19 protein-coding genes and 1 tRNA gene are annotated in these 18,979 nt (G+C 62.5%); all 20 read right to left on the reverse strand.

Going from position 1 to position 18,979, the window contains the following annotated elements; genetic code table 11:
• Positions 1 to 24: 24 nt before the first annotated feature.
• Positions 25 to 1,230, reverse strand: coding sequence for an alanyl-tRNA editing protein (locus tag QDI87_RS04370; protein ID WP_051652115.1), 1,206 nt, complete (start codon positions 1,228 to 1,230; stop codon positions 25 to 27).
• A 24-nt stretch (positions 1,231 to 1,254) separates the two neighbouring features.
• Positions 1,255 to 1,911: a potassium channel family protein gene (locus QDI87_RS04375; RefSeq protein ID WP_036373432.1), complete on the reverse strand. Its 657-nt coding sequence runs from the start codon at positions 1,909 to 1,911 to the stop codon at positions 1,255 to 1,257.
• Between the two features lie 55 nt (positions 1,912 to 1,966).
• Positions 1,967 to 3,280, reverse strand: coding sequence for a TrkH family potassium uptake protein (locus QDI87_RS04380; RefSeq protein ID WP_036373438.1), 1,314 nt, complete (start codon positions 3,278 to 3,280; stop codon positions 1,967 to 1,969).
• A 59-nt stretch (positions 3,281 to 3,339) separates the two neighbouring features.
• A tRNA-Leu gene (locus QDI87_RS04385) sits at positions 3,340 to 3,424 on the reverse strand.
• A gap of 61 nt (positions 3,425 to 3,485) precedes the next feature.
• The gene (locus tag QDI87_RS04390) at positions 3,486 to 4,676 is read right to left on the reverse strand and encodes a D-alanyl-D-alanine carboxypeptidase family protein (protein WP_051652116.1); all 1,191 of its coding nucleotides are present in this window, start codon (positions 4,674 to 4,676) and stop codon (positions 3,486 to 3,488) included.
• Between the two features lie 82 nt (positions 4,677 to 4,758).
• Positions 4,759 to 6,138, reverse strand: a complete 1,380-nt coding sequence (radA, locus tag QDI87_RS04395) for a DNA repair protein RadA (protein ID WP_036373442.1) — start codon at positions 6,136 to 6,138, stop codon at positions 4,759 to 4,761.
• A gap of 51 nt (positions 6,139 to 6,189) precedes the next feature.
• On the reverse strand, positions 6,190 to 6,321 hold the full coding sequence (locus QDI87_RS04400; RefSeq protein WP_255240516.1) for a hypothetical protein: 132 nt from the start codon (positions 6,319 to 6,321) through the stop codon (positions 6,190 to 6,192).
• Between the two features lie 2 nt (positions 6,322 to 6,323).
• Positions 6,324 to 8,825: an ATP-dependent Clp protease ATP-binding subunit gene (locus QDI87_RS04405; protein ID WP_036373445.1), complete on the reverse strand. Its 2,502-nt coding sequence runs from the start codon at positions 8,823 to 8,825 to the stop codon at positions 6,324 to 6,326.
• Complete coding sequence (locus tag QDI87_RS04410; protein ID WP_255240514.1) at positions 8,822 to 9,910, reverse strand: protein arginine kinase; 1,089 nt, start codon at positions 9,908 to 9,910, stop codon at positions 8,822 to 8,824. The genes QDI87_RS04405 and QDI87_RS04410 overlap by 4 nt, the downstream gene beginning before the upstream one ends.
• Positions 9,897 to 10,448, reverse strand: a complete 552-nt coding sequence (locus tag QDI87_RS04415) for a UvrB/UvrC motif-containing protein (protein WP_036373451.1) — start codon at positions 10,446 to 10,448, stop codon at positions 9,897 to 9,899. The genes QDI87_RS04410 and QDI87_RS04415 overlap by 14 nt, the downstream gene beginning before the upstream one ends.
• A gap of 87 nt (positions 10,449 to 10,535) precedes the next feature.
• Entirely contained in the window at positions 10,536 to 10,988 is a 453-nt protein-coding gene (locus tag QDI87_RS04420; protein ID WP_036373454.1) for a CtsR family transcriptional regulator, read from the reverse strand.
• 167 nt (positions 10,989 to 11,155) lie between these two features.
• Positions 11,156 to 12,448 carry a hypothetical protein gene (locus QDI87_RS04425; protein ID WP_255240513.1) on the reverse strand — a complete coding sequence of 431 codons (1,293 nt, stop codon included), beginning with the start codon at positions 12,446 to 12,448 and terminating at the stop codon, positions 11,156 to 11,158.
• Positions 12,449 to 12,482: 34 nt separating this feature from the next.
• Positions 12,483 to 13,130, reverse strand: coding sequence for a hypothetical protein (locus QDI87_RS04430; protein ID WP_155948019.1), 648 nt, complete (start codon positions 13,128 to 13,130; stop codon positions 12,483 to 12,485).
• A complete protein-coding gene (locus QDI87_RS04435; protein ID WP_036373468.1) occupies positions 13,108 to 13,962 on the reverse strand; it encodes a hypothetical protein in 855 nt (284 codons plus the stop codon). The genes QDI87_RS04430 and QDI87_RS04435 overlap by 23 nt, the downstream gene beginning before the upstream one ends.
• 42 nt (positions 13,963 to 14,004) lie before the next feature.
• Complete coding sequence (locus QDI87_RS04440) at positions 14,005 to 14,682, reverse strand: CsgG/HfaB family protein (protein ID WP_036373473.1); 678 nt, start codon at positions 14,680 to 14,682, stop codon at positions 14,005 to 14,007.
• Positions 14,683 to 14,723: 41 nt separating this feature from the next.
• Positions 14,724 to 15,590: a hypothetical protein gene (locus tag QDI87_RS04445; RefSeq protein WP_036373476.1), complete on the reverse strand. Its 867-nt coding sequence runs from the start codon at positions 15,588 to 15,590 to the stop codon at positions 14,724 to 14,726.
• Positions 15,591 to 15,725: 135 nt separating this feature from the next.
• A complete protein-coding gene (locus QDI87_RS04450; protein WP_415950080.1) occupies positions 15,726 to 16,601 on the reverse strand; it encodes a metal ABC transporter substrate-binding protein in 876 nt (291 codons plus the stop codon).
• Between the two features lie 141 nt (positions 16,602 to 16,742).
• Positions 16,743 to 17,150, reverse strand: a complete 408-nt coding sequence (locus QDI87_RS04455; protein ID WP_036373482.1) for a biotin/lipoyl-containing protein — start codon at positions 17,148 to 17,150, stop codon at positions 16,743 to 16,745.
• 81 nt (positions 17,151 to 17,231) lie between these two features.
• Positions 17,232 to 17,387 (reverse strand): hypothetical protein, encoded by a 156-nt coding sequence (locus QDI87_RS04460; protein ID WP_036373485.1) that lies wholly within the window; start codon positions 17,385 to 17,387, stop codon positions 17,232 to 17,234.
• Between the two features lie 20 nt (positions 17,388 to 17,407).
• Positions 17,408 to 18,937, reverse strand: a complete 1,530-nt coding sequence (gene mmdA / locus QDI87_RS04465) for a methylmalonyl-CoA decarboxylase subunit alpha (protein WP_036373488.1) — start codon at positions 18,935 to 18,937, stop codon at positions 17,408 to 17,410.
• Positions 18,938 to 18,979 lie beyond the last annotated feature (42 nt).

Below are 18,979 nucleotides of genomic sequence, written 5' to 3' on the forward strand. Positions count from 1 at the left end.
GCTCTTTTTTTATGGGCTCATGGCTCAAAGAGCGGACATGAGCGCCTCCGCCTTCTCGCGCCAGTCTGCAGGGCAGATGGCGCTGCCCTGGCACGACTCGGGGCGTCCGCCGCCGCGGCCGCCGAAGGCTTCGTTGACCGTGCGGATGACCTGCTGGCAGCTCAGCTCAGCGCCGTCCGTCGCAAGGAACATGTAGTTGAGGCGCTCGCCGTTCTGATAGAAGATGGCGGAGAAGGCTTCAGGGATCTCGCCGAGGCGCTTGGCGAGTGCCTTGGCCTCCTTCGGCGTCATGTCGGACTCGAGGAAGACGAATTTCGCATGGCCCGCCTCTGTCGTGGCCGGATGCGCCTTCATCTCCTCGATGCGGTACTCCAGGAGCTTGCCCGTGCACTCCGTCAGGCGCTCGCCGAGCTCCTTCGTCTCCTGCTGCAGGCGCGCGACGCCTTCTGGCAGCTCCGTCTCCTTGATGGACAGGAGATTCGAGGCCTCGAGAGCCGCGAGCATGTACTGCTCGACGCGCTCGAGCGCCTCTCTGCCGCAGAGGAAGCTGATGCGCGAGCCTTCCTTGTGCTTCTCCACCTTGAAGATCTTGACGAGGCCGACCATGCCGCTCGAAGTCGGATGGGTGCCGCAGCACGTGCAGGAGTCACTGCCCTCCACCGAGACGATGCGCAGGGTGCCGGTGAGTTTGTCGTTGAACTTGCGCAGGTTCATCTTCGCCGCCTCTTCTGCCGGCACGAGCTTCGTCGTGATGGGACGGTCTTCCTGGATTTCGCGGTTCGTGAAGCGCTCCGCCTGCAGGGCCTGCTGCCAGTCGACTTCCCTGTCGAGATCGATACCGACCATGTCCGCGCTCATGTGGAAGCCCACATTGTGGGCGCCGAAGAGCTTGTAGAAGGCGTACGAGAGCATGTGCTCGCCGCAGTGCTGCTGCATGTGGTCGAAGCGGACAGGCCAGTCGAGCTTTGCCACTACCTTCGTGCCGGGCGCCAAGGGCTCCTTCGTCTCGTGGAAGATCTCGCCCGCCTTCTCGTGGACGTGCTTGACAGGAAGCGCCTTCTCCCCTGCCGTCAGTGTGCCCGTGTCGCTGAGCTGGCCACCGCCCTCCGGGAAGAAGACCGTCTGGTCGAGCACGACAGCATAGCCCTCATGATACGGCTCGGTGTGCACGACTACAGCCTCACATTCTCTCTGCATGACATTCTCGTCGAATAAACGCTTTGTCTCCACGTTAACCCTTCCTTTCTCAAAAGCTTATCTCTCACCATCGTCTATCAATTTCTTTACGGCCTCCTGTGCGCCGAGCAAGAGGATGGAGTCCTCTGCCCGTAGCAGCGTCTTCGGCGTGATCTCCACGTCGAGGCTGCCCTCGTGCTTGATGCCGAGGACATTGACGTGGTGGATGCGGCGGATGTCAAGCTCGCCGACGGTGTGGCCTGCCCAGATTTCCGGCATCGCGATCTCGTAGATGGCGTAATTCTTGCTGAGCTCGAAGTAGTCGAGCAGGTGGTCCGAGCCGCAGCGGATGGCCGTCCAGAGGGCCAGCTGCTTCTCGGGGTAGACGACCTCGTCGGCACCGTTGCGCAGCAGGAATTTCTCGTGGATGCTGCTCGAGGCACGCGCGACGATGTATTTCGCGCCGAGCTCGCGCAGGCGCAGCGTCGTCTCCAAGGAGCTCTGGAAGTCGTCGCCGATGGCGACGATGCAGGCGTCGAAGTTGCGCACGCCGAGTGACTCGAGGAAGTGCCCGTCCGTGCTGTCCGCGATCAGCGCGCTGTTCGTGTAGGGCAGCACCTCATTGACGAGCTCCTCATTCTTGTCCACCGCCATGATCTCGTGGTGCATCGCGTGGAGCTTGCGCGCGACATGGCGGCCATAGCGGCCGAGGCCGATCAGTAATATGGATTTCATGGTTTCATCTACCTCACGTAACGCATGGAAGAAATAGCATCAGGGCACAGCCCGGTCAGCCGACGGTCAATCTGCCCTCTGGCAGGCGGCACGGCACGGCCTTCTTGCGCTTGTGCAGCGCGTAGATCATCGTCAGGGCCCCGACGCGGCCGAAGTACATCAAGAACATCAGCATGATCTGCGACAGAGGCGACAATTTCTCCGTCAGGCCGATGGACAGTCCGACTGTCCCGAGCGCCGACGAGACTTCGACCATCGCATCGATCATCGGAGCACGGTCGAGGTAGCCAATGGCGATGCTCGCGCCGAAGAACAAGAAGAGGTACATGACGAAGATGGCCAGCGCATGGCGCACCGTCTCCGTCGGGATGCGGCGCGACTGGCACTCCACATCGCCGCGCATGCGCAGGACGGATACCATCGTCATGAACAGGGCAAAGGCCGTCGTCGTCTTGATGCCGCCGGCCGTCGAACCCGGCGCGCCGCCTGTCAGCATCAGGATGATCATGATGCAGCGGCTCCCCTCGCTCAAGGTTTCGATGTCCATCGTATTGAATCCTGCCGTGCGTGTCGTGACCGACTGGAAGAGCGCCTGCCAGCCGCTTATGGGCTCCTGCGTGAAAAAGAGGAGCGCCGGCACGGCGACGAGCAGGGCCGTCATCAGGAGGATGATGCGCGTCTGGAACGTCCACTTGCGCCAGTGCAGACGATTGACCGAGAAGTCGGCCCATGTCAGGAAGCCCAGGCCGCCGGCCACGATGAGCCCCATGATGGTCAGATTGACGAGCGGATCGCCCGCATAGGCCATCAGCGAGCCGCCGCCGCGCGAGCTCATGAGGTCGAAGCCGGCGTTGCAGAACGCCGAGACGGAGTGGAAGATCGCCATCCAGATGCCCTGCAGCCAGCCGTAATCGCGCGCGAAGTGCGGCCAAAGCAGACAGGCGCCCAAGAGCTCCGTGCCGGCCGTGAACTTCAGGACGAAGCGCAGCATGCGCACGATGCCGCCGATCTGCTGCGCCGAGATGGCGTCCTGCATCGTGCTGCGCTGCATGAGACTGACGTGCTGGCCCATGCCGACCGTGATGGCGACAGCCATCGTCACAACGCCGAGGCCGCCGACCTGGATGAGGAGCAGGATGACGAGCTGGCCGAACGACGACCAGTAGGCCGCTGTGTCGACGACCGTCAGCCCCGTCACGCACGAGGCCGAGACGGCTGTGAAGCAGGCAGTCAGCAACGCCGCCCCCTGCCCGTCCTGCGTCGCCCAGGGCGTCATCAAGAGAAGCGTCCCCGTGCCGATCAGGAAGGCGAAGCTCAGCACGATGATCTGGAACGATGAGAGCCGCTGCAGCAAGGAAAAGATATTCATGGAACTCCTCCAACATATAAAAACAGGCAGCATCAAAGATGCTGCCTGTCGTCTTTGGCTGGTGCGGATGAAGGGGCTCGAACCCATACGCCTTGCGGCACTGGATCCTAAATCCAGCGCGTCTGCCAGTTCCGCCACATCCGCTCAAATCAACGAGGACTATTATACCATATCCTCAAATTCGCTGTCAATTTTTAAGAATCGCTCAGAGCCAGGAGAGCGGTCTCTCAAAGAGGCCGACAAGCCACGAGCCGAGGCTGAAGCCCTCGGGCACGTCATCGGCCACCATGTCGACGCGGCCGATCTCCTCGCCGTCGTACGTGAGGATGACGCGGCCGACGACCTGGCCGGATGCGACGGGCGCGCTGATGACCGCCGGCACATCATATGTCACCTTGACATGGCTCGCCTCCTCGCCCGGCAAGAGCGGGTACTCGATGTCGGTCGCCGGGCGCACGACGGTGCGCGCTGCCGTGCCGTCCTTGACCCAGACGTGGCGCGAGGCCTCCTTGATCGTCGGACCCTTGACGAGCGTCACACTCGCGAAGCCGTAGTCGAGGATCTTCCGCATATCGGAGAAGCGCGTCGTTTCATCCGGCGCCTTCATCAAGACGGCGATGAGGTGCACGCCCTGGCGCTCGGCCGAAGCCGCAAGGCAGCCGCCCGCGGCACGCGTCCAGCCCGTCTTGACGCCCGTGATACCTTCATAGCGGCCGAGCAGCTCATTCGTGTTCTCGGCCATGAGCGTCTTTCCGGACGGCGCGATCCAGGTGACGCGGCGCTCCTTCTGGCGCACGAAGTCGCGGAAGACGGGATTCTTCATCGCGTACTGCGCGAGGCGCGCCATGTCGTGCGGCGTCGAGTAGTGGTTGGGGTCTGTAAGGCCATTCGGATTGGCGAAGTGCGTGTTTTGCATGCCGATCTCCTGCGCCTTCTCGTTCATGCGCTCGGCAAAGACGGCCGCGCTGCCGTCGATGTGCTCGGCAATGGCGACAGCCGCCCCGTTGTCGGACACCATCATCATGCCGCGCATGAGCTCTTCCGCCGTCAGGACGTCGCCGCGCGCGATGTGCAGCGGCAGATCCTCCGTGCTGGCCGCCGCCTGCGAGATCGTGACCTTCGCGTCGGGCGGCATGAGCTGGATGCCCAAAAGGCATGTCATCATCTTCGTCATGCTGGCCGGATAATGGCGCTCCTCGCCGTTCTTCGACCAGAGCACGCGACCCGTATCGGCGTCGATGAGGATGGCGGCCTCCGCCTGTATGTCAGGCTCCGCTGCAGCAGCCTCGCCCATCCGTGCCACAGACGGCAGCACGACGGCGAGCGCGAGCAGGAAGACGAGGCCTATCTTATGAATATGCGGCAGGATTCTCAAAGAATCACCCTTCCCTTCCATGATTGATTCCCGATTACTGCGGGGATTACCGTCTCATTATAGCACGGATACGGGACAGATGGAACGGACAGCAGGGACAGTCTCACGATTCGCGCGGCATGGCCAGGCGCAGGGCGTCGCCTATCGTCTCAGCGCCGTAGAGCGCGATGCCCTCGACGCTGCCCTTGAGCTGACGGTAGTTCTTCATCGGCAGCACAACGTGCGTGAAGCCGAGGCGGCGTGCCTCGTTGATGCGCAGGTCGGCCTGGCTCACGGCGCGGACCTCGCCCGACAGTCCGACTTCGCCGAAGACGATCGTCTTCGGGCGCAGCAGGCGGTTCGCAAAGCTCGAGGCCATGGCGACACAGATGCCGAGGTCGGCCGCCGGCTCGTCGATGCGGATGCCGCCGGCCACCTTGACGTAGACGTCGCAGGCACCGACCGACAGGTGGACGCGCTTCTCGAGCACGGCCAAGAGGAGCTGGATGCGCTTGATGTCGACGGAGTCGGCCGTGCGGCGCGGCGGCACGTAGGGCGTCGGGGCGACGAGCGCCTGCAGCTCGACGAGCAGCGGCCGCGTGCCCTCGACGGTCGGGATGATGACCGTGCCTGTGTCCTGCTCGCGGTCCGACAGGAAGAGCTTCGAGGCATCGGGCACATCGACGAGCCCGACGTCGCGCATCTCAAAGAGGCCGAGCTCATTCGTGCTGCCGAAGCGGTTCTTGACGGCGCGCAGGACGCGGTACTCGGCGTTGCGCTCGCCCTCGAAGTAGAGCACGGTGTCAACGATGTGCTCGAGGACGCGCGGGCCGGCCAAGGTGCCATCCTTCGTCACATGGCCGATGATGAAGGCGGCAATGCCGTTCGTCTTGGCGATGCGCAGAAGGTCGACGGCGCACTCGCGCACCTGCGAGACGCTGCCCGGCGCGCTCTGCACGTCGGGCTTGAGGATGGTCTGGATGGAGTCGATGACGAGGAGTTCCGGCTTGAGATTCTCCACATGCGTCTCGATCGTCTCAAGGTTCGTCTCGCTGACGACGAAGAGCGTGTCGGCAAGCGCCTGCAGGCGGTCGGCGCGCATGCGGACCTGGCGCGTGCTCTCCTCGCCCGTCACATAGAGGACTTTCTTGCCCTGGCGCGCGACGTCGGCGCAGACGCGCAGTGTCAGGCTCGACTTGCCGACGCCCGGATCGCCGACAATCAGGACCATCGAGCCCGGGATGATGCCGCCGCCGAGCACGCGGTCGAGCTCTCCAGAGCCCGTCAAGAAGCGCGGCATGTCCTCGATCTTGACCGCAGCGATTGGCTGCGGCTTCTGGGCATCCGAGAGGCCGAGGCGCAGGCCGCCCTTTGCGCTCTCCGGTGCGATTGTCTCCTCGACGAGCGTATTCCAGGCCCCACAGCCCGGACAGCGCCCCATCCACTTGGGTGTATCGTAGCCGCACTCCTGGCAGACGTAGACGGTTTTCTTCTTCTTTGGCACGACGCCACCTCCTATGATCGATCAGCCATATCTCATTTCCCTATGTTACATTCAGCGCTGCAGAAAGCGCCTGAGCAGACGGATGGTCCACCGCCCGAGCCAGGCGATGGACCATATGGCGTTCAGGATGAAGTTCTGCAGCCTTGCCCAGAATCCTTCTGGGCGAAGCGTATTCTTCCGCACCGTCACGCCTCCGTCGTCTTGGACACTGCCTTCTCTTTGGCCTTCTCCTTATCCTTGCGCACAAAGTCGAGCTTGGCGCCGCTCTTGCGCACCTGGATCGTGTCGCCGCGGCGGAAATCGCGCGCGAGCAGGTGCTCGGCGATCTCATCCTCGATGAGCTTCTGGATGGCGCGCTTCAGGGGACGTGCGCCGTACTTGAAGTCCGTGCCCTTCTCGACGAGCATGCTCTTGGCGGCCGGGCTGACCTCGAGGCGGATCTCCTTGTCGGCGAGGCGCTCGCGGACATCGCGCAAGAGGATGTCGATGATCTTCGAGAGCTCTTCGCGGCCGAGCGGGTGGAAGACGATGAGCTCATCGATGCGGTTGAGGAATTCCGGCTTGAAGATGTGGCGCACTTCTTCGAGCACGCGCTTCTTGGCCGCCTCCTCTGCCTCCTGCTTCTCATCGCCCGAGCCGACGGCAAAGCCGAGGGCAGGAGCACTCTTCTTCAAGAGGCTTGCACCGGCGTTGCTCGTCATGATGATGACGGTGTTGCGGAAATCGACCGTGCGGCCCTGGCCGTCCGTCAGGCGGCCATCGTCGAGGACCTGCAGCAGCACGTTGAAGATGTCGGGATGTGCCTTCTCGATCTCGTCGAGCAGGATGATGGAGTACGGCTTGCGGCGCACAGCGTCCGTGAGCTGGCCGCCCTCTTCGTAACCGACGTAGCCAGGAGGCGCGCCGACCATGCGCGAGACGGCGTACTTCTCCATGTACTCCGACATGTCGAAGCGGATGATGGCGTCCTCCGTGCCGAAGAGAGCCTCCGAGAGCGCCTTGGCAAGCTCTGTCTTGCCGACGCCCGTCGGGCCGAGGAACAGGAAAGAGCCGATCGGGCGCTTCGGGTCCTTGAGGCCGGCCCGAGCGCGGCGGATGGCCTTGCTGACGGCCTCGACAGCCTCTTTCTGTCCGACGACGCGGCGCGAGAGGATCTTCTCCATGTGCAGCAGGCGGTCGGACTCCTTCGCCGCAATCTGGCGCACAGGCACGCCCGTCCACTGCGCGACGACGTCGGCGATGTCGTCGGCCGTGACCGTGATGCGGCTCTTGCCGCGCTTCTCGAACCGGCGCTTAGCCTCTTCGAGCTCTTCCTTGACCTTCTGCTCATCATCGCGGATCTTGGCCGCGCGCTCGTAGTCCTGCGCCGAGATGGCAGCTTCCTTCTCCACGCCGAGCTTCTCGAGGCGCGAGCGGATCTCCTGCAGCTTCTCCGGCTGGGCGACCTGCTTCATGCGGACCTTCGAGGCCGCTTCGTCCATGAGGTCGATGGCCTTGTCCGGAAGGAAGCGGTCGGTGATGTAGCGGTGCGAGAGGCGCACGGCCGCCTCGATGGCCGCGTCCTCGATATGGGCGCAGTGGAAGGCCTCGTACTTGGCGCGCAGGCCCATGAGGATCTTCTTGGCATCCTCGATGCCCGGCTCCTCTACGAGGATGGTCTGGAAGCGGCGCGAGAGCGCGGCATCCTTCTCGAGATGCTTCTTGTACTCGTCGAGCGTCGTCGCACCGATGATCTGGATCTCGCCGCGCGAGAGCGCCGGCTTCAAGATATTGGCGGCGTCGAGCGCGCCCTCTGCCGCACCCGCGCCAACGAGTGTGTGCATCTCATCGATGAAGAGGATGACCGAGCCGTCCTGACGCACCTCGTCGATGAGTCCCTTGAGGCGCTCCTCGAACTCGCCGCGGTACTTCGCGCCGGCGACGATTGAGGCGAGCGACAAGGAGATGACCTTCTTGTCCTGCAGCATGTACGGCACAGAGCCCTCGACGATGCGCTGCGCGAGTCCCTCGGCGATGGCCGTCTTGCCGACGCCCGGCTCGCCTAAGAGGATCGGGTTGTTCTTCGTGCGGCGCGCGAGGATCTGGATGACGCGCTGGATCTCCTTATCGCGGCCGATGACGGGATCCATGCGGTCTTCCTTGGCCATGTCGTTGAGGTTGCGGCCGTACTTCTTGAGGAGCTGCGGCGCCTGGCGCCCCTTGCCCTTCTCGGCGCGGCCCGGCTCGGGGCCGTCGCCCTCCGGATGCGGGTGGTCGATGCGGTCGAGCACCTCGTTCTGCAGGGCGTCGATATCGACGCCCATATTGGCGAGCAATTCTGCCGCCGCGCCCTCCGTCTCCTCTAAGAGCGAGAGCAGGATGTGCTCCGTGCCGATGTAGTTGTGGCCGAGCGTCTGCGCCTCCTCGATGGCCCCCTCCATGACGCGCTTGGCGCGCGGCGTGTAGTAGGGGTTGTCGGCCGGGTACTCGGCGTCGCCGGCGACCATCGTCTCGACGCGCTGCATGACGTCGTCGAAGCGCAGCCCGACGGCCTGCATAGCCGCCGCGGCGACGCTGCCCTCCTCGTGCAGCAGGCCTAGAAGCAGATGCTCCGTCCCGATATAATCTTGTTCGAGCTCACGCGAGGCGTACTGAGCAAACTCAATCGCCTTGATGGCGCGGCTCGTGAAGTGATTGCGATAATTCATTTTGGAGCCTCCTGACTCCGGGTGTGAGCGAGCAGGGCATTGCGCACATGCTCGGCCCGCAGCCTGTCGATTTCATGCTTCGATAAATTCTCGTTCTCCGCGAGATTCTGCAAGTAGCTCGTGCGGCTGCTGATGAGGATCTCTGCGTAGCAGTCCGGCGCGACCTCGTTGATGAGCTTGAGGTCGATGCCGAGGCGCACCTTCGACAAGAGCTCGAGCACTTCCTTCTCCGAGAGCAGCCGCGCGTAGCGCAGCGTGCCGTAGGAGCGCCAGACTTCGTCCTCGAGACGCTCCTTCATGTAGAGGGCCAGAGCCTTGCGCGCCTGGCGCTCGTGCGAGACGATCTCCATGACGGCCGTCTTGAGGTTCTCGAGGATCTCCTGCTCCGAGAAGCCGAGCGTCAGCTGGTTCGAGATCTGGAACAGGTTGCCGACGCTCTCCGTCTCGTCGCCGTAGACACTGCGGATGGCGAGGCCGAGCTGCGGCGAGATGTTCATGATGCTCTGGATGTTGCGCGTGAAGACGAGGCCCGGCAGGTGCAGCAGCACCGAGGCGCGCAGGCCCGTGCCGAGATTCGTCGGACACGAGGTCAGGTAGCCCATCTTCTCGTCAAAGGCGATGTCGACCTGCGACTCGACCATGTCGTCGATGTGCGAGGCGCGCGCAAAAGGCGTGTCGAGGTCGAGCCCCGGCGCCATGCACTGGATGCGCAGGTGATCCTCTTCGTTGACCATGATGCTCGTCGCGCGGTCCGCCGTGATGAAGGCGATGCGGTGCTGCGGATTCTGGATGAAGTTGCGGCTGATGAGCTGCTTCTCGATGAGGACATCGCGCTGCAGGGGCGTGATGCGCTCGAGGTCGAGGAGGTCAAAGGCCTGCCCGAGATCCGCCGCGATGCCCGGCAGGAGCTTCTCGGCCTGCAGGCGAACCGCGGCGAGCTGGTTGAAGTCCGCGCGGTTCGGGAACGGGATTTCCTTGAAATTGCGCGCGAGGCGGACGCGGCTCGAGAGCACGACATCGCTGTCCTTGCCCGAAGCGGCGAGCCACGAGAGGCTGCTGCTGCGCAGGAGTTCATTGACGGCCATCGCTCTCGCCCCCTTCCGTCTCCATGAGTTCATGCTCGAGCTGGCGGATCTTGTCGCGCAGCTCCGCGGCCTTCTCATACTCTTCCTGCGCGACGCACTCCTTAAGCGAGCTGCGCAGACTCTCGATCGTGTGCTTCATCGTAAGCGTGCCGCCCGTGCGGTGCGGGATCTTGCCGCTGTGTGTGCTCGACCCGTGGATACGGCGCAATAGCGGCTCGAGCTGGCGGCGGAACGTCGCGTAGCAGACGCTGCAGCCGATCTTGCCTGTCTGCTGGAAGTCGCGGTAACTCATGCCGCAGTTCGGGCAGACGAGCTCCGTCACCTTCTCCTGCTGCGGCTTCTCCCCCTGCGCCCCCGCACTGAAGACGCCCTTCAAAAAGTCGTTCATCGACACATTGCGATGTTTCTGGTTCTCCATGAGGAATTCGCCGTACTTGGCCGCGCATCTCTCACAGAGGTTCTTCTCGATCTTGCCGTCCGGCCCGATCTGTGTAATATGGACGACCGCGCGGTTGCGGCCGCAATCCTCACATAACATGATATTCCTCCTCTACTCTTTCGTTCCATGATGACGATGACTCTTCTCTGCATGACCCGTCAGTCGGCCGCATGGCAGTCGGCGGCCCTACGAGAATTTCTCCACCGTCAGCAACATGGATTTCAAGAGGTGGACGCGCTCCTTCGGCGTCATCCCCTCCGACTGGAAGACCGAGGACACGACCTGCATCATCAGGGCGGCCTCGCGGTTCGTGATCATCGCGTGCTGCAAGAGGTAGTGCACCATCGACTGGATGGTCGCGTAATCCGTCTCCTCCGTGATCTTGTCCATCATGTCCTGATAGACGAGATTCTTGAGCGGCACCTGCACGATGCGGATATAGCCGCCGAGGCCGCGGCGCGACTCGACAGCAAAGCCCTTGGCCGGCGTGAAGCGCGTCGACAGCACGTAGCTGATCTGCGACGGCGCGCACGAGATCTCATCGGCGATATCCGTGCGGCGCAGTTCCACTTTGCCATCCTGTTTCGCAGCGAGCTGGCGCAGGATGTAAGCTTCAATCAAATCTGCAATATTACTCAAGATAATCACCTTCGTTTTTAAATTGACTATTTGACTATTATTACCTTTATTATATTTGTTTTTTTGACTTATTGCAAGAAAAAAGTCACCGCATGGCGAAAACATCGCCGCGGTGACGCAGTAGGACAGAGTCGGACGAGCCGTCGGACCGTCCGACGATCCGGCAGTCAGCTGTCTATGCCGATGGCCTTGTCGACATCTTTGTAGAAGCTCTTGAAGATCTTGCGCAGGGCGTTGGCGTAGCGGTCGTCATCTTCTGCCGCGAGGCTGCACGAGAGCACAACGCGGCCCGTGCGCGAGTCGACGAGCGAGAGGTCGGCCGCCGCGCGGTACCAGAAGCGGTAGTAGCCGTAGGAATCCGTGACCTCGGTCTTATAGTAGACGCGCTTGCCCTTGTGCTCATTTCCCTTGTCGTCGTACCACTTGAATTCCTCTTCGCGGTCCTTCACCGCGCTCGTCGAGGCTGTCGGCGGACACCAAGTCTCACCGCGCGCGTAGTCCGTGATGGCACCCGTCACGTAGTAGCGGCCGCCTTTCGGCGCGTAGTCGGCCTTGACGCGCCGGAGGTCGTCGCCCGCCTCGTCCTTGTAGGCGTAGTAGATTGTCTTGATCGCGAATTCATCCTGCGAAGCGCTCCACGGCAATTCGAGATTGCGGAAGCCGAGCGTCGGCGCACCGGCCGGCACATCCCGGTCGCGGTCCTTCTTGAGGCGGTTCCAGTCGCCCGTGAAATTCTTGGCGATCTGGTCGAAGGCGTGCCACTGGTCGACTCCGTAGTTGCGGTAATAGTCAATGAGCGTCATGGCCTCCTTGCCCGTCGCCGCGTCGTAGAGGCGAAAGTCCATGTCGAGCATCTGCAGTGTGGAGTCATGCGCGGGGATCAGGTGATTGGCGTACCAGCTGTGGTAGTTGCACTTCGACTTGTCGCCTTGCGGGCCGTTCTCGATGTCGTAGTACGATTCCATCTTGACCGTCGTCCATGTCGCCGGCGAGTGGTCGACGCGCTCCTGCTCGTAGCGGATATGCGGCAAGAGATATCCCTCCGCGCCCGTCGTGTCGTAGACGGCCTTCGCGCGGTCTGCCTCGCTGTCGAAGTGGCGCAAGAGTTCGCGGTAAGCAGGATCGTCGCGCAGGATCTCGCGCTTCTCGCGCTTCTTGTCGGCCGCCTTCGCGTCGCCCGGATCCTCGAACTTCATGAAGTTCGTCCGCTTGATGCGCTTGTTGATGCGCTTCGCGAGAGCGGCGTTGTAGCCCTGGAACTGGTCGACACGGCCATCCGGTTCACCCAGGTAGCGTATCGGGAACAGGACGACCTTCTTAAAAGACTTCGCCTGAACCTCCGCACTCTCATCCATCCAGATATTGCCCGCCGCCTCAGACGACACGGGCTGCGCGAGCGAAAGCGCCGCCATCAGGCAACCTAGCGCCAAGCCGCGCAGCATTCCCTTCTTCCCCATCATTCCATCTCCTCCGATTCTCTCAGATGGCCTGCTCTCACATGGCCTGCTTGAACTGCGCCGCAAGGTTGGTCGCCGCATCCTCTATGGCTTCAGCAATGGCGTCTTCCTCGCCGCTGTCGTGGCGCTGCCAGACAGCGTTGTAGGCGAGCTCTGCCTTGCGGCGCGAGTCGGCCTTCGTCACGAAGACAATGGCCCCCGTGTGCGCGTCCATGACGCGCAGGGATAGCTCGGCGTGGACCGTCTTGTCACGGCCCGATAGGCCGAGCGCGCCGCTCTGCGCCTTGACCTTGCCGAGCGTCGTCAGGTAGCCGAAGACATAGTAGTCGGCCTTGCCCGCCAGCTCCGGCACGATGTCGCCCGCACCGAGCGCCTCGACAAAGGCGGCCTCATCGCAGCGCGCTTTTGTCGACTGCGCGCCGAAGTCGTAGAGGTCGAACTTCGCCTCGCCCGCGAGCTCTGCGGTCAGCTGCTCGCGCGCGACCGTCAAGATCTCGGGCAGCGGCTCCTTGAGGTCCGTCAGCGTGATGTCCGTCTTCTGGACGCGGCTCGTGAAGCCGACGATGGCGACGCGCGGCTTGGCGGCCTCCGCCGTCAGGCTGCCGAAGGCGAGGACGGCCGTCAAGGCAAGCAGCATGGCCGCAAGGCAGAGCCTGCCTTTCTCAATGAACCAACGATGTGCCATTGCCCTTCACCTCATCCAGTCCGTGCTTCTTGACATCGTCGGCGATGTCCTTGGCCGACGTCTCCATGACCTCGCCGAGCAGAGTATCGACATCCATGCCCTTGCCCGTCTTGCCGAGGCCGAAGTTGACCATCTGCGCCGTCTTCTTGTTCTCGATGTGCTTCTCGTAGACGCGGCCCGTCCTGGCGTTGACGAGGTAGTAGTCGAGCGAGGCGCTGAGCTTCTTGCCCTTCGTCTCGCGCTCCGTATGCGTCGCGAAGATGCTGTGCTTGAGGCGCACATCGAAGTCCTTGAGGTTGACGAAGAGCATGTAGTCGGCACCGTACTTCGCGGCAATGGCTGCGGCCGTGCGCTGCTTGTCCGGCGAGAGGCGGTAGACCTGCGTGCTCTTTTTCCAAGCGGCCAGTCGCTCCTCCTGATGGAAGTAGGCGCGGCCCATCGCCAGGTCCGCATAGTGCGCGAGCTTGGCCGCCGTGTAGCCGCGGTCGAACTGATGGCCGTGGACGATGGCGTCCATGTGGATCTCCGACAGTTCCGCCGCCTCATCGCCGCTGCCGATCGCGTCGTGGCGGCCCTCCTCGTTCGTGAGGTCAGCTCGCCCGCTGACGGCAATGCCCTGCTGACGCAGGGCCTCGGCCAGCTTGTCGACAAACGTCGCGCAGGCATCCGCCTTGAGCTCATAGTCACCGTAGCTCTGCACCTCGCCGACAAAGACGCTGTCCCCTGCCGGCGTGCCGCCGAAAAGGCCGGCAGCCTGGGCAGGCGTGCCCGTCAGTGGTAGGGCAAAGAGAAGGGCCGCGAGCAGGAATACATTCTTCCATGAAATCTGCATCGATTATCCTCCGTCAACACACGATAAACACGACACATGCGCTCAGCGCTTCGATTTCTTCGCGCCCACCCTGCCGTCCATGCGCGCGAGCAGGCCGCGCGGGCCGTCGACGGCATCCGAGATGGCGTCTTCGAGCGCTTCATTGACCTGTTCCTTGTCGACCTCTTCCGTGCCAATGCGGATGAGGCCGAGCGGTGCCTTGACGAGCGTGTTGTTCTTGCGCGAGCGGCCCGTCGCCGCGAGCACGACCTGGCCCGTCTCTGTGTCGACGAGGCGCAGGCTGACGGTCGCCGTGACCTGGGCGCGCTTCGTGCCCGCGCCGACGACCGTCGTCTCCGAGCGGCGCGTCGTCACGCCGATGATGCTGCCCATGAGCAAGTACTGCGCGCCGTACTGATTGCCGATGGCAGGCGCCGTATCCTCATCGACGAGCCCGGATAAATCATGCGCGTACTCATCGGTCAGCGCGCGTTGGCGCGTCCGGTCCAGCAGCTTGAAGCGGCCGCTGTCCAATAAGTCCGTATAGATGTACTCGACGGCTGCACCCATTTCGTCGCGGTCCCAGTCGGGCGAGATGAGTCCCCGATTCTCAAGCGGCAGGATGCCGACAGTCGGATGGCTCTTGAGACTGGCGGCCATGCACGTGCCCGCCATGAGTGCAAAGCACATGAACAGCACAGCGATGATGCGCCCGAGCCTGCTTCTCGTTCTCTCTATCATAAAGATGCCCCTCTCTTTGACCGATCACTCTTATCTTTCGCTCACCATTCCTGGGTGCCAGCTTCCGACCCGAGATGGCGGAACTTCTCCTCGAGGCGCTCCGCGGCCTTAGAAGAAGCCTTCTCGACGGCCTTGCTCCTGGCCATCGCCTCGCTCGTGCCGACGCCCTTTGCCGTCGTGGTGAAGGTGCCGACGACTTCGCCCGTCGCGGTGCGGATGACATTGACCGTCAGGCGCGCGCGACCCGACTTGAGCTGCGTCTTGCGGTAGCTGCCGTCCTCGCCGTCGGGCAGCGAGATGTCCGTGGCCTGCGACTCGACGCTGCCGAGCACGAGGTAGTCGGCACCGAGCGACTGTCCGGCCGCCGTGCGCGAAGAAGCACTGACGAGGCCGCTGAGGTCGAGGCCCGCCGTGCGCTCTGAGGCGACAACATGCGAGAAGCCGAGCTCGAGCAGCTTGGAATCGAGCGCCGACTCCGCTGCGCGGTCGTGACCGCCGTCCGCTTCGCGCACCACGACGGCAATGCGCGGGTCATTGAGCATCATGATCATGCTGAGGTTGTTCATGAGCTGTGCATCGGGACTCGTGTCGACATCGATGCGGGCGCGCAGGTGGACAAAGCCGCCCTGCTGCTCCTTCGCGAGGATCTCGGTCCCCGTGACGAAGCCCTGTGCCTTCGTGTAGATCTGGTCGAGTTTCACGGCCGCGTTCTCGACGAGCGTGCGCGAGTCGATGAAGGTACCCGCGACCTGCTCGACGGCCGCGCGCGAAGCGTCGATCAGTGCCGCGCGCTCATCCGCGCCGACACCGTCGACGACGACCGACTGCGCCGCTGCCGACGCACTCAGCAGGAAGAGCGCCGACACCGTCAGCAGGCCGCGCTCGATAAGTCTCTTGAATCGCTCCATTTCTTCCTCCGTTCTCTGATTCTCTCCTAATCTTCATCTTCGATAAAATTTATTATATCCTCATATGGCTCATTTCGCAAATAAAGAAAGTCTCCCGCACGTTGTGCAGGAGACTTCCCCCAGGCCCAAGTACGCTTACTGCAGCGCCTCCTTGAGCACCTCCATATTCTTTTTCATCGCCGTGATGTAGGCGTCCATCGCCTCTTCGTTGGCCTCACCCGTGACGACCGGGTCGAGCTCGTACATCTTCGCGCCCGTCTCGCTCGCAATCGTCTGCGCGGCGGTCGGCGAGTACTGCGGCTCCGTGAAGAGCACCTTGACAGGCAGCGCGTTGACCTTGGCGACCGTCTCCTCGAGCTCGTGCGGCGTCGGCTCCGTGCCCGGCTCGCGCTCGATGACGCTGATGATGTTGAGCTTGAACTCCTTCGCGAGGTACGGGAATGCCTCGTGGAACGTCACGATATCCCTGTGCGGCAGGTTGTCGAGCTCCTTGTGCATCTCCTCGCGCAGGGCCGTGAGCTTCGTGACGTAGTCGAGCGCATTCTTGCGGTAAGCGTCGGCGTGCTCCGGGTCCGCCTCACAGAGCTGCGAGGTGATGGCCTCGACTTGCGCGATGTTGTAGGTCACGCTGAGCCAGACATGCGGGTTGACCTCGTCGCCGTCCTTGAGGAAGTTGATGTCGTCCGACTTCGAGGCGTCGATGATCTTGAGGTTCTTCTGCTGCTTGATGACCTTGTCGAGGAAACTCTCCATGCCCGCGCCATTGACGATGAACGCATCGGCTTTCTCGAGCGTCTTCATGTCCTCCGTCGTCAGCTGGTAGTCGTGCAGGCAGCCCGTCTGCGGCTTCGTCATGTTGACGACCTCGACGCCGTCGACGCCCTTCGTGATGTTGATGGCATCGATGTACATCGGGTAGAACGACGTGACGATGCGGAACTTCTTGTCGTGGCCGCTCTGCTGCTGTGTGCCGCAGCCAGCTGCACCCAGAGCCAGCAGCACGAGCAGCATGGCAATAAGGATTCGTTTCAAAAGATTCCCTCCTGTTCGCATTACATTGAAATATCTTCTCAATTATAAAGGACAAGCTCTGCGCTGTCAAGAAAAAGAGGCCGCCACATGGGCAGCCTCTTCCTTTATCGCTCGATTGGCTCAGCCAAGGATCACAAGCGATTCCTTGACCTTGACATTCTGGCCAGCTTCGACGTTGACGGCCTTGACCGTGCCGTCTGCATCGGCCGTGATCTCATTCTGCATCTTCATGGCCTCGAGGACGAGCAGCACTTCGCCAGCCTTGACGCTCTGGCCTTCTTCGACAACGACCTTGACGATCTTGCCCGGCATCGGCGCGTCGATGGAGTGCTCACCGGCACCTGCTGCAACAGCTTCCTTGGACTTGACCGGTGCAGCCTTCGGTGCCTCGACCTTCGGAGCGGCAACCTTCGGCGTCACTTTCGGTGCGGCGATTTTCGGTGCAGCAGCCTGCGGGGCGCCGTCCTTGACTTCCTCAATCTCTACCTCATACGAGATGCCGTTGACCTTGATGTTGAACTTTTTCATGAAATGTTTCCTCCAACCTGTATCATCTTTCGATTATCCGATCATCGATTCCCTGAACCGACTCTAGCGCTTGCTATTGTCTCAGCGTCTGCCGCCGCGCGCGGAGAGCGACCATTCATTGCTGCTGCGGCGGATGCGCAGCGCAACGACCTTGTGCTCCGGCGTTGTCATCATCTGGATGGCAGCCGCGATCGCAGCGACGACTTCCGGCTTGACACCTCTTACATCAAATCTCATCTTTAGCCTCCGAATCCAAATCAAAGCGGGATATTGCCGTGCTTCTTCGCCGGGCCTACCTCGCGCTTGCTCGCGAGCGCATTGAAGGCCGTGATGAGCAGCGGGCGCGTCTCCTTCGGCTCGATGACCATGTCGACGTAACCGCGCTCTGCGGCGAGGTACGGCGTCGAGAAGTCGTCGATGTACTGCTGCGTCTTGGCTTCCTTGTCCGGATCGCGGCGGAAGATGATGTTGGCCGCGCCCGACGGACCCATGACGGCAATCTCAGCCGACGGCCAGGCCATGACCTGATCCGAGCCAAGCTCGTGGCAGCACATGGCGATGTAGGCACCGCCGTACGCCTTGCGCGTGATGACCGTGACCTTCGGCACCGTCGCCTCGCTGTAGGCGTAGAGCATCTTCGCGCCGTGGCGGATGATGCCCGTGTGCTCCTGGTTGACGCCCGGCAGGAAGCCCGGGACGTCGACGAGCGTCAAGAGCGGGATGTTGAAGGCATCGCAGAAGCGGACGAAGCGCGCCGCCTTATCGGACGCATCGACGTCGAGGCAGCCCGCCATGACCTTCGGCTGGTTGGCGACGATGCCGACGACCTTGCCGTCGAGGCGCGCGTAGCCGATGACGATGTTCGTCGCAAAGAGCTTCTGGATCTCGAAGAACTCGCCGTCATCGACGAGCGAGCGGATGACTTCCTTCATGTCGTATGGCATGTTCGGATTGTCCGGCACGATGGAGTTGAGGCTCTCATCCTGGCGGTCCGGGTCGTCCGTCGGCTCGACAGCAGGCGCGTTCTCGAGGTTGTTGCTCGGCAGGTACGAGAGCAGCTCGCGGATCTTCGCGATGCAGTCGTCCTCGTCCTCGCAGGCGAAGTGCGCGACGCCCGAGCGCGTGCTGTGCGTGATGGCGCCGCCGAGCTGCTCCGGCGTGACTTCCTCAGCCGTGACCGACTTGATGACGGCCGGGCCCGTGATGAACATCTGGCTCGTGTTCTTGACCATGAAGATGAAGTCCGTGATGGCCGGGCTGTAGACAGCGCCGCCCGCGCACGGTCCCATGATGACCGAGATCTGCGGGATGACGCCCGAAGCGGCCGTATTGCGGAAGAAGATGCCGCCGAAGCCTGAGAGCGCGTCGACGCCCTCCTGGATGCGGGCGCCGCCTGAATCATTGATGCCGATGCACGGAGCGCCCATCTTGAGCGCGAGATCCTGGACCTTCCAGATCTTGTGGGCGTGCTTCTCGCCGAGGCTGCCGCCCGAGACGGTGAAGTCCTGCGCGTAGGCGTAGATCAGACGGCCGTCGACCGTGCCGTAGCCCGTGACGATGCCGTCGCCCGGCATGTCCTTCTTGTCCATGCCGAAGTTCGAGCAGCGGTGCTTGACGAACATATCGAGCTCGACGAAAGAATTCTCGTCAAAGAGCTTCTCGAGGCGCTCGCGCGCCGTGTATTTTCCCTGAGCATGCTGTTTCTCAACGCGAGCGGCGCCACCACCCTGACGGATGTGCTCCTTCATCGCGTTCATCTGAGCGATTTTTTCCTGAACGCTTGCCATTAAAATCCTCCTATACGAGTTATGAGCATAGTTCTGCCCTCT

The sequence above is a fragment of the Mitsuokella jalaludinii genome, from assembly GCF_928722185.1.
GTDB classification, from domain to species: domain Bacteria; phylum Bacillota; class Negativicutes; order Selenomonadales; family Selenomonadaceae; genus Mitsuokella; species Mitsuokella jalaludinii.

What these genes read in the sequence shown, in the direction of transcription:
- QDI87_RS04435 (WP_036373468.1), bottom strand. Translation starts at nt 13,962, where the DNA reads ATGCAGATTTCATGGAAGAATGTATTCCTGCTCGCGGCCCTTCTCTTT.
- QDI87_RS04425 (WP_255240513.1), bottom strand. Translation starts at nt 12,448, where the DNA reads ATGATGGGGAAGAAGGGAATGCTGCGCGGCTTGGCGCTAGGTTGCCTG.
- QDI87_RS04375 (WP_036373432.1), bottom strand. Translation starts at nt 1,911, where the DNA reads ATGAAATCCATATTACTGATCGGCCTCGGCCGCTATGGCCGCCATGTC.
- QDI87_RS04455 (WP_036373482.1), bottom strand. Translation starts at nt 17,150, where the DNA reads ATGAAAAAGTTCAACATCAAGGTCAACGGCATCTCGTATGAGGTAGAG.
- QDI87_RS04460 (WP_036373485.1), bottom strand. Translation starts at nt 17,387, where the DNA reads ATGAGATTTGATGTAAGAGGTGTCAAGCCGGAAGTCGTCGCTGCGATC.
- QDI87_RS04380 (WP_036373438.1), bottom strand. Translation starts at nt 3,280, where the DNA reads ATGAATATCTTTTCCTTGCTGCAGCGGCTCTCATCGTTCCAGATCATC.
- QDI87_RS04405 (WP_036373445.1), bottom strand. Translation starts at nt 8,825, where the DNA reads ATGAATTATCGCAATCACTTCACGAGCCGCGCCATCAAGGCGATTGAG.
- QDI87_RS04450 (WP_415950080.1), bottom strand. Translation starts at nt 16,601, where the DNA reads ATGCTGCTCGTGCTGCTGGCTCTGGGTGCAGCTGGCTGCGGCACACAG.
- QDI87_RS04430 (WP_155948019.1), bottom strand. Translation starts at nt 13,130, where the DNA reads ATGGCACATCGTTGGTTCATTGAGAAAGGCAGGCTCTGCCTTGCGGCC.
- QDI87_RS04440 (WP_036373473.1), bottom strand. Translation starts at nt 14,682, where the DNA reads ATGATAGAGAGAACGAGAAGCAGGCTCGGGCGCATCATCGCTGTGCTG.
- QDI87_RS04415 (WP_036373451.1), bottom strand. Translation starts at nt 10,448, where the DNA reads ATGTTATGTGAGGATTGCGGCCGCAACCGCGCGGTCGTCCATATTACA.
- mmdA (WP_036373488.1), bottom strand. Translation starts at nt 18,937, where the DNA reads ATGGCAAGCGTTCAGGAAAAAATCGCTCAGATGAACGCGATGAAGGAG.
- QDI87_RS04390 (WP_051652116.1), bottom strand. Translation starts at nt 4,676, where the DNA reads ATGGAAGGGAAGGGTGATTCTTTGAGAATCCTGCCGCATATTCATAAG.
- QDI87_RS04410 (WP_255240514.1), bottom strand. Translation starts at nt 9,910, where the DNA reads ATGGCCGTCAATGAACTCCTGCGCAGCAGCAGCCTCTCGTGGCTCGCC.
- QDI87_RS04445 (WP_036373476.1), bottom strand. Translation starts at nt 15,590, where the DNA reads ATGGAGCGATTCAAGAGACTTATCGAGCGCGGCCTGCTGACGGTGTCG.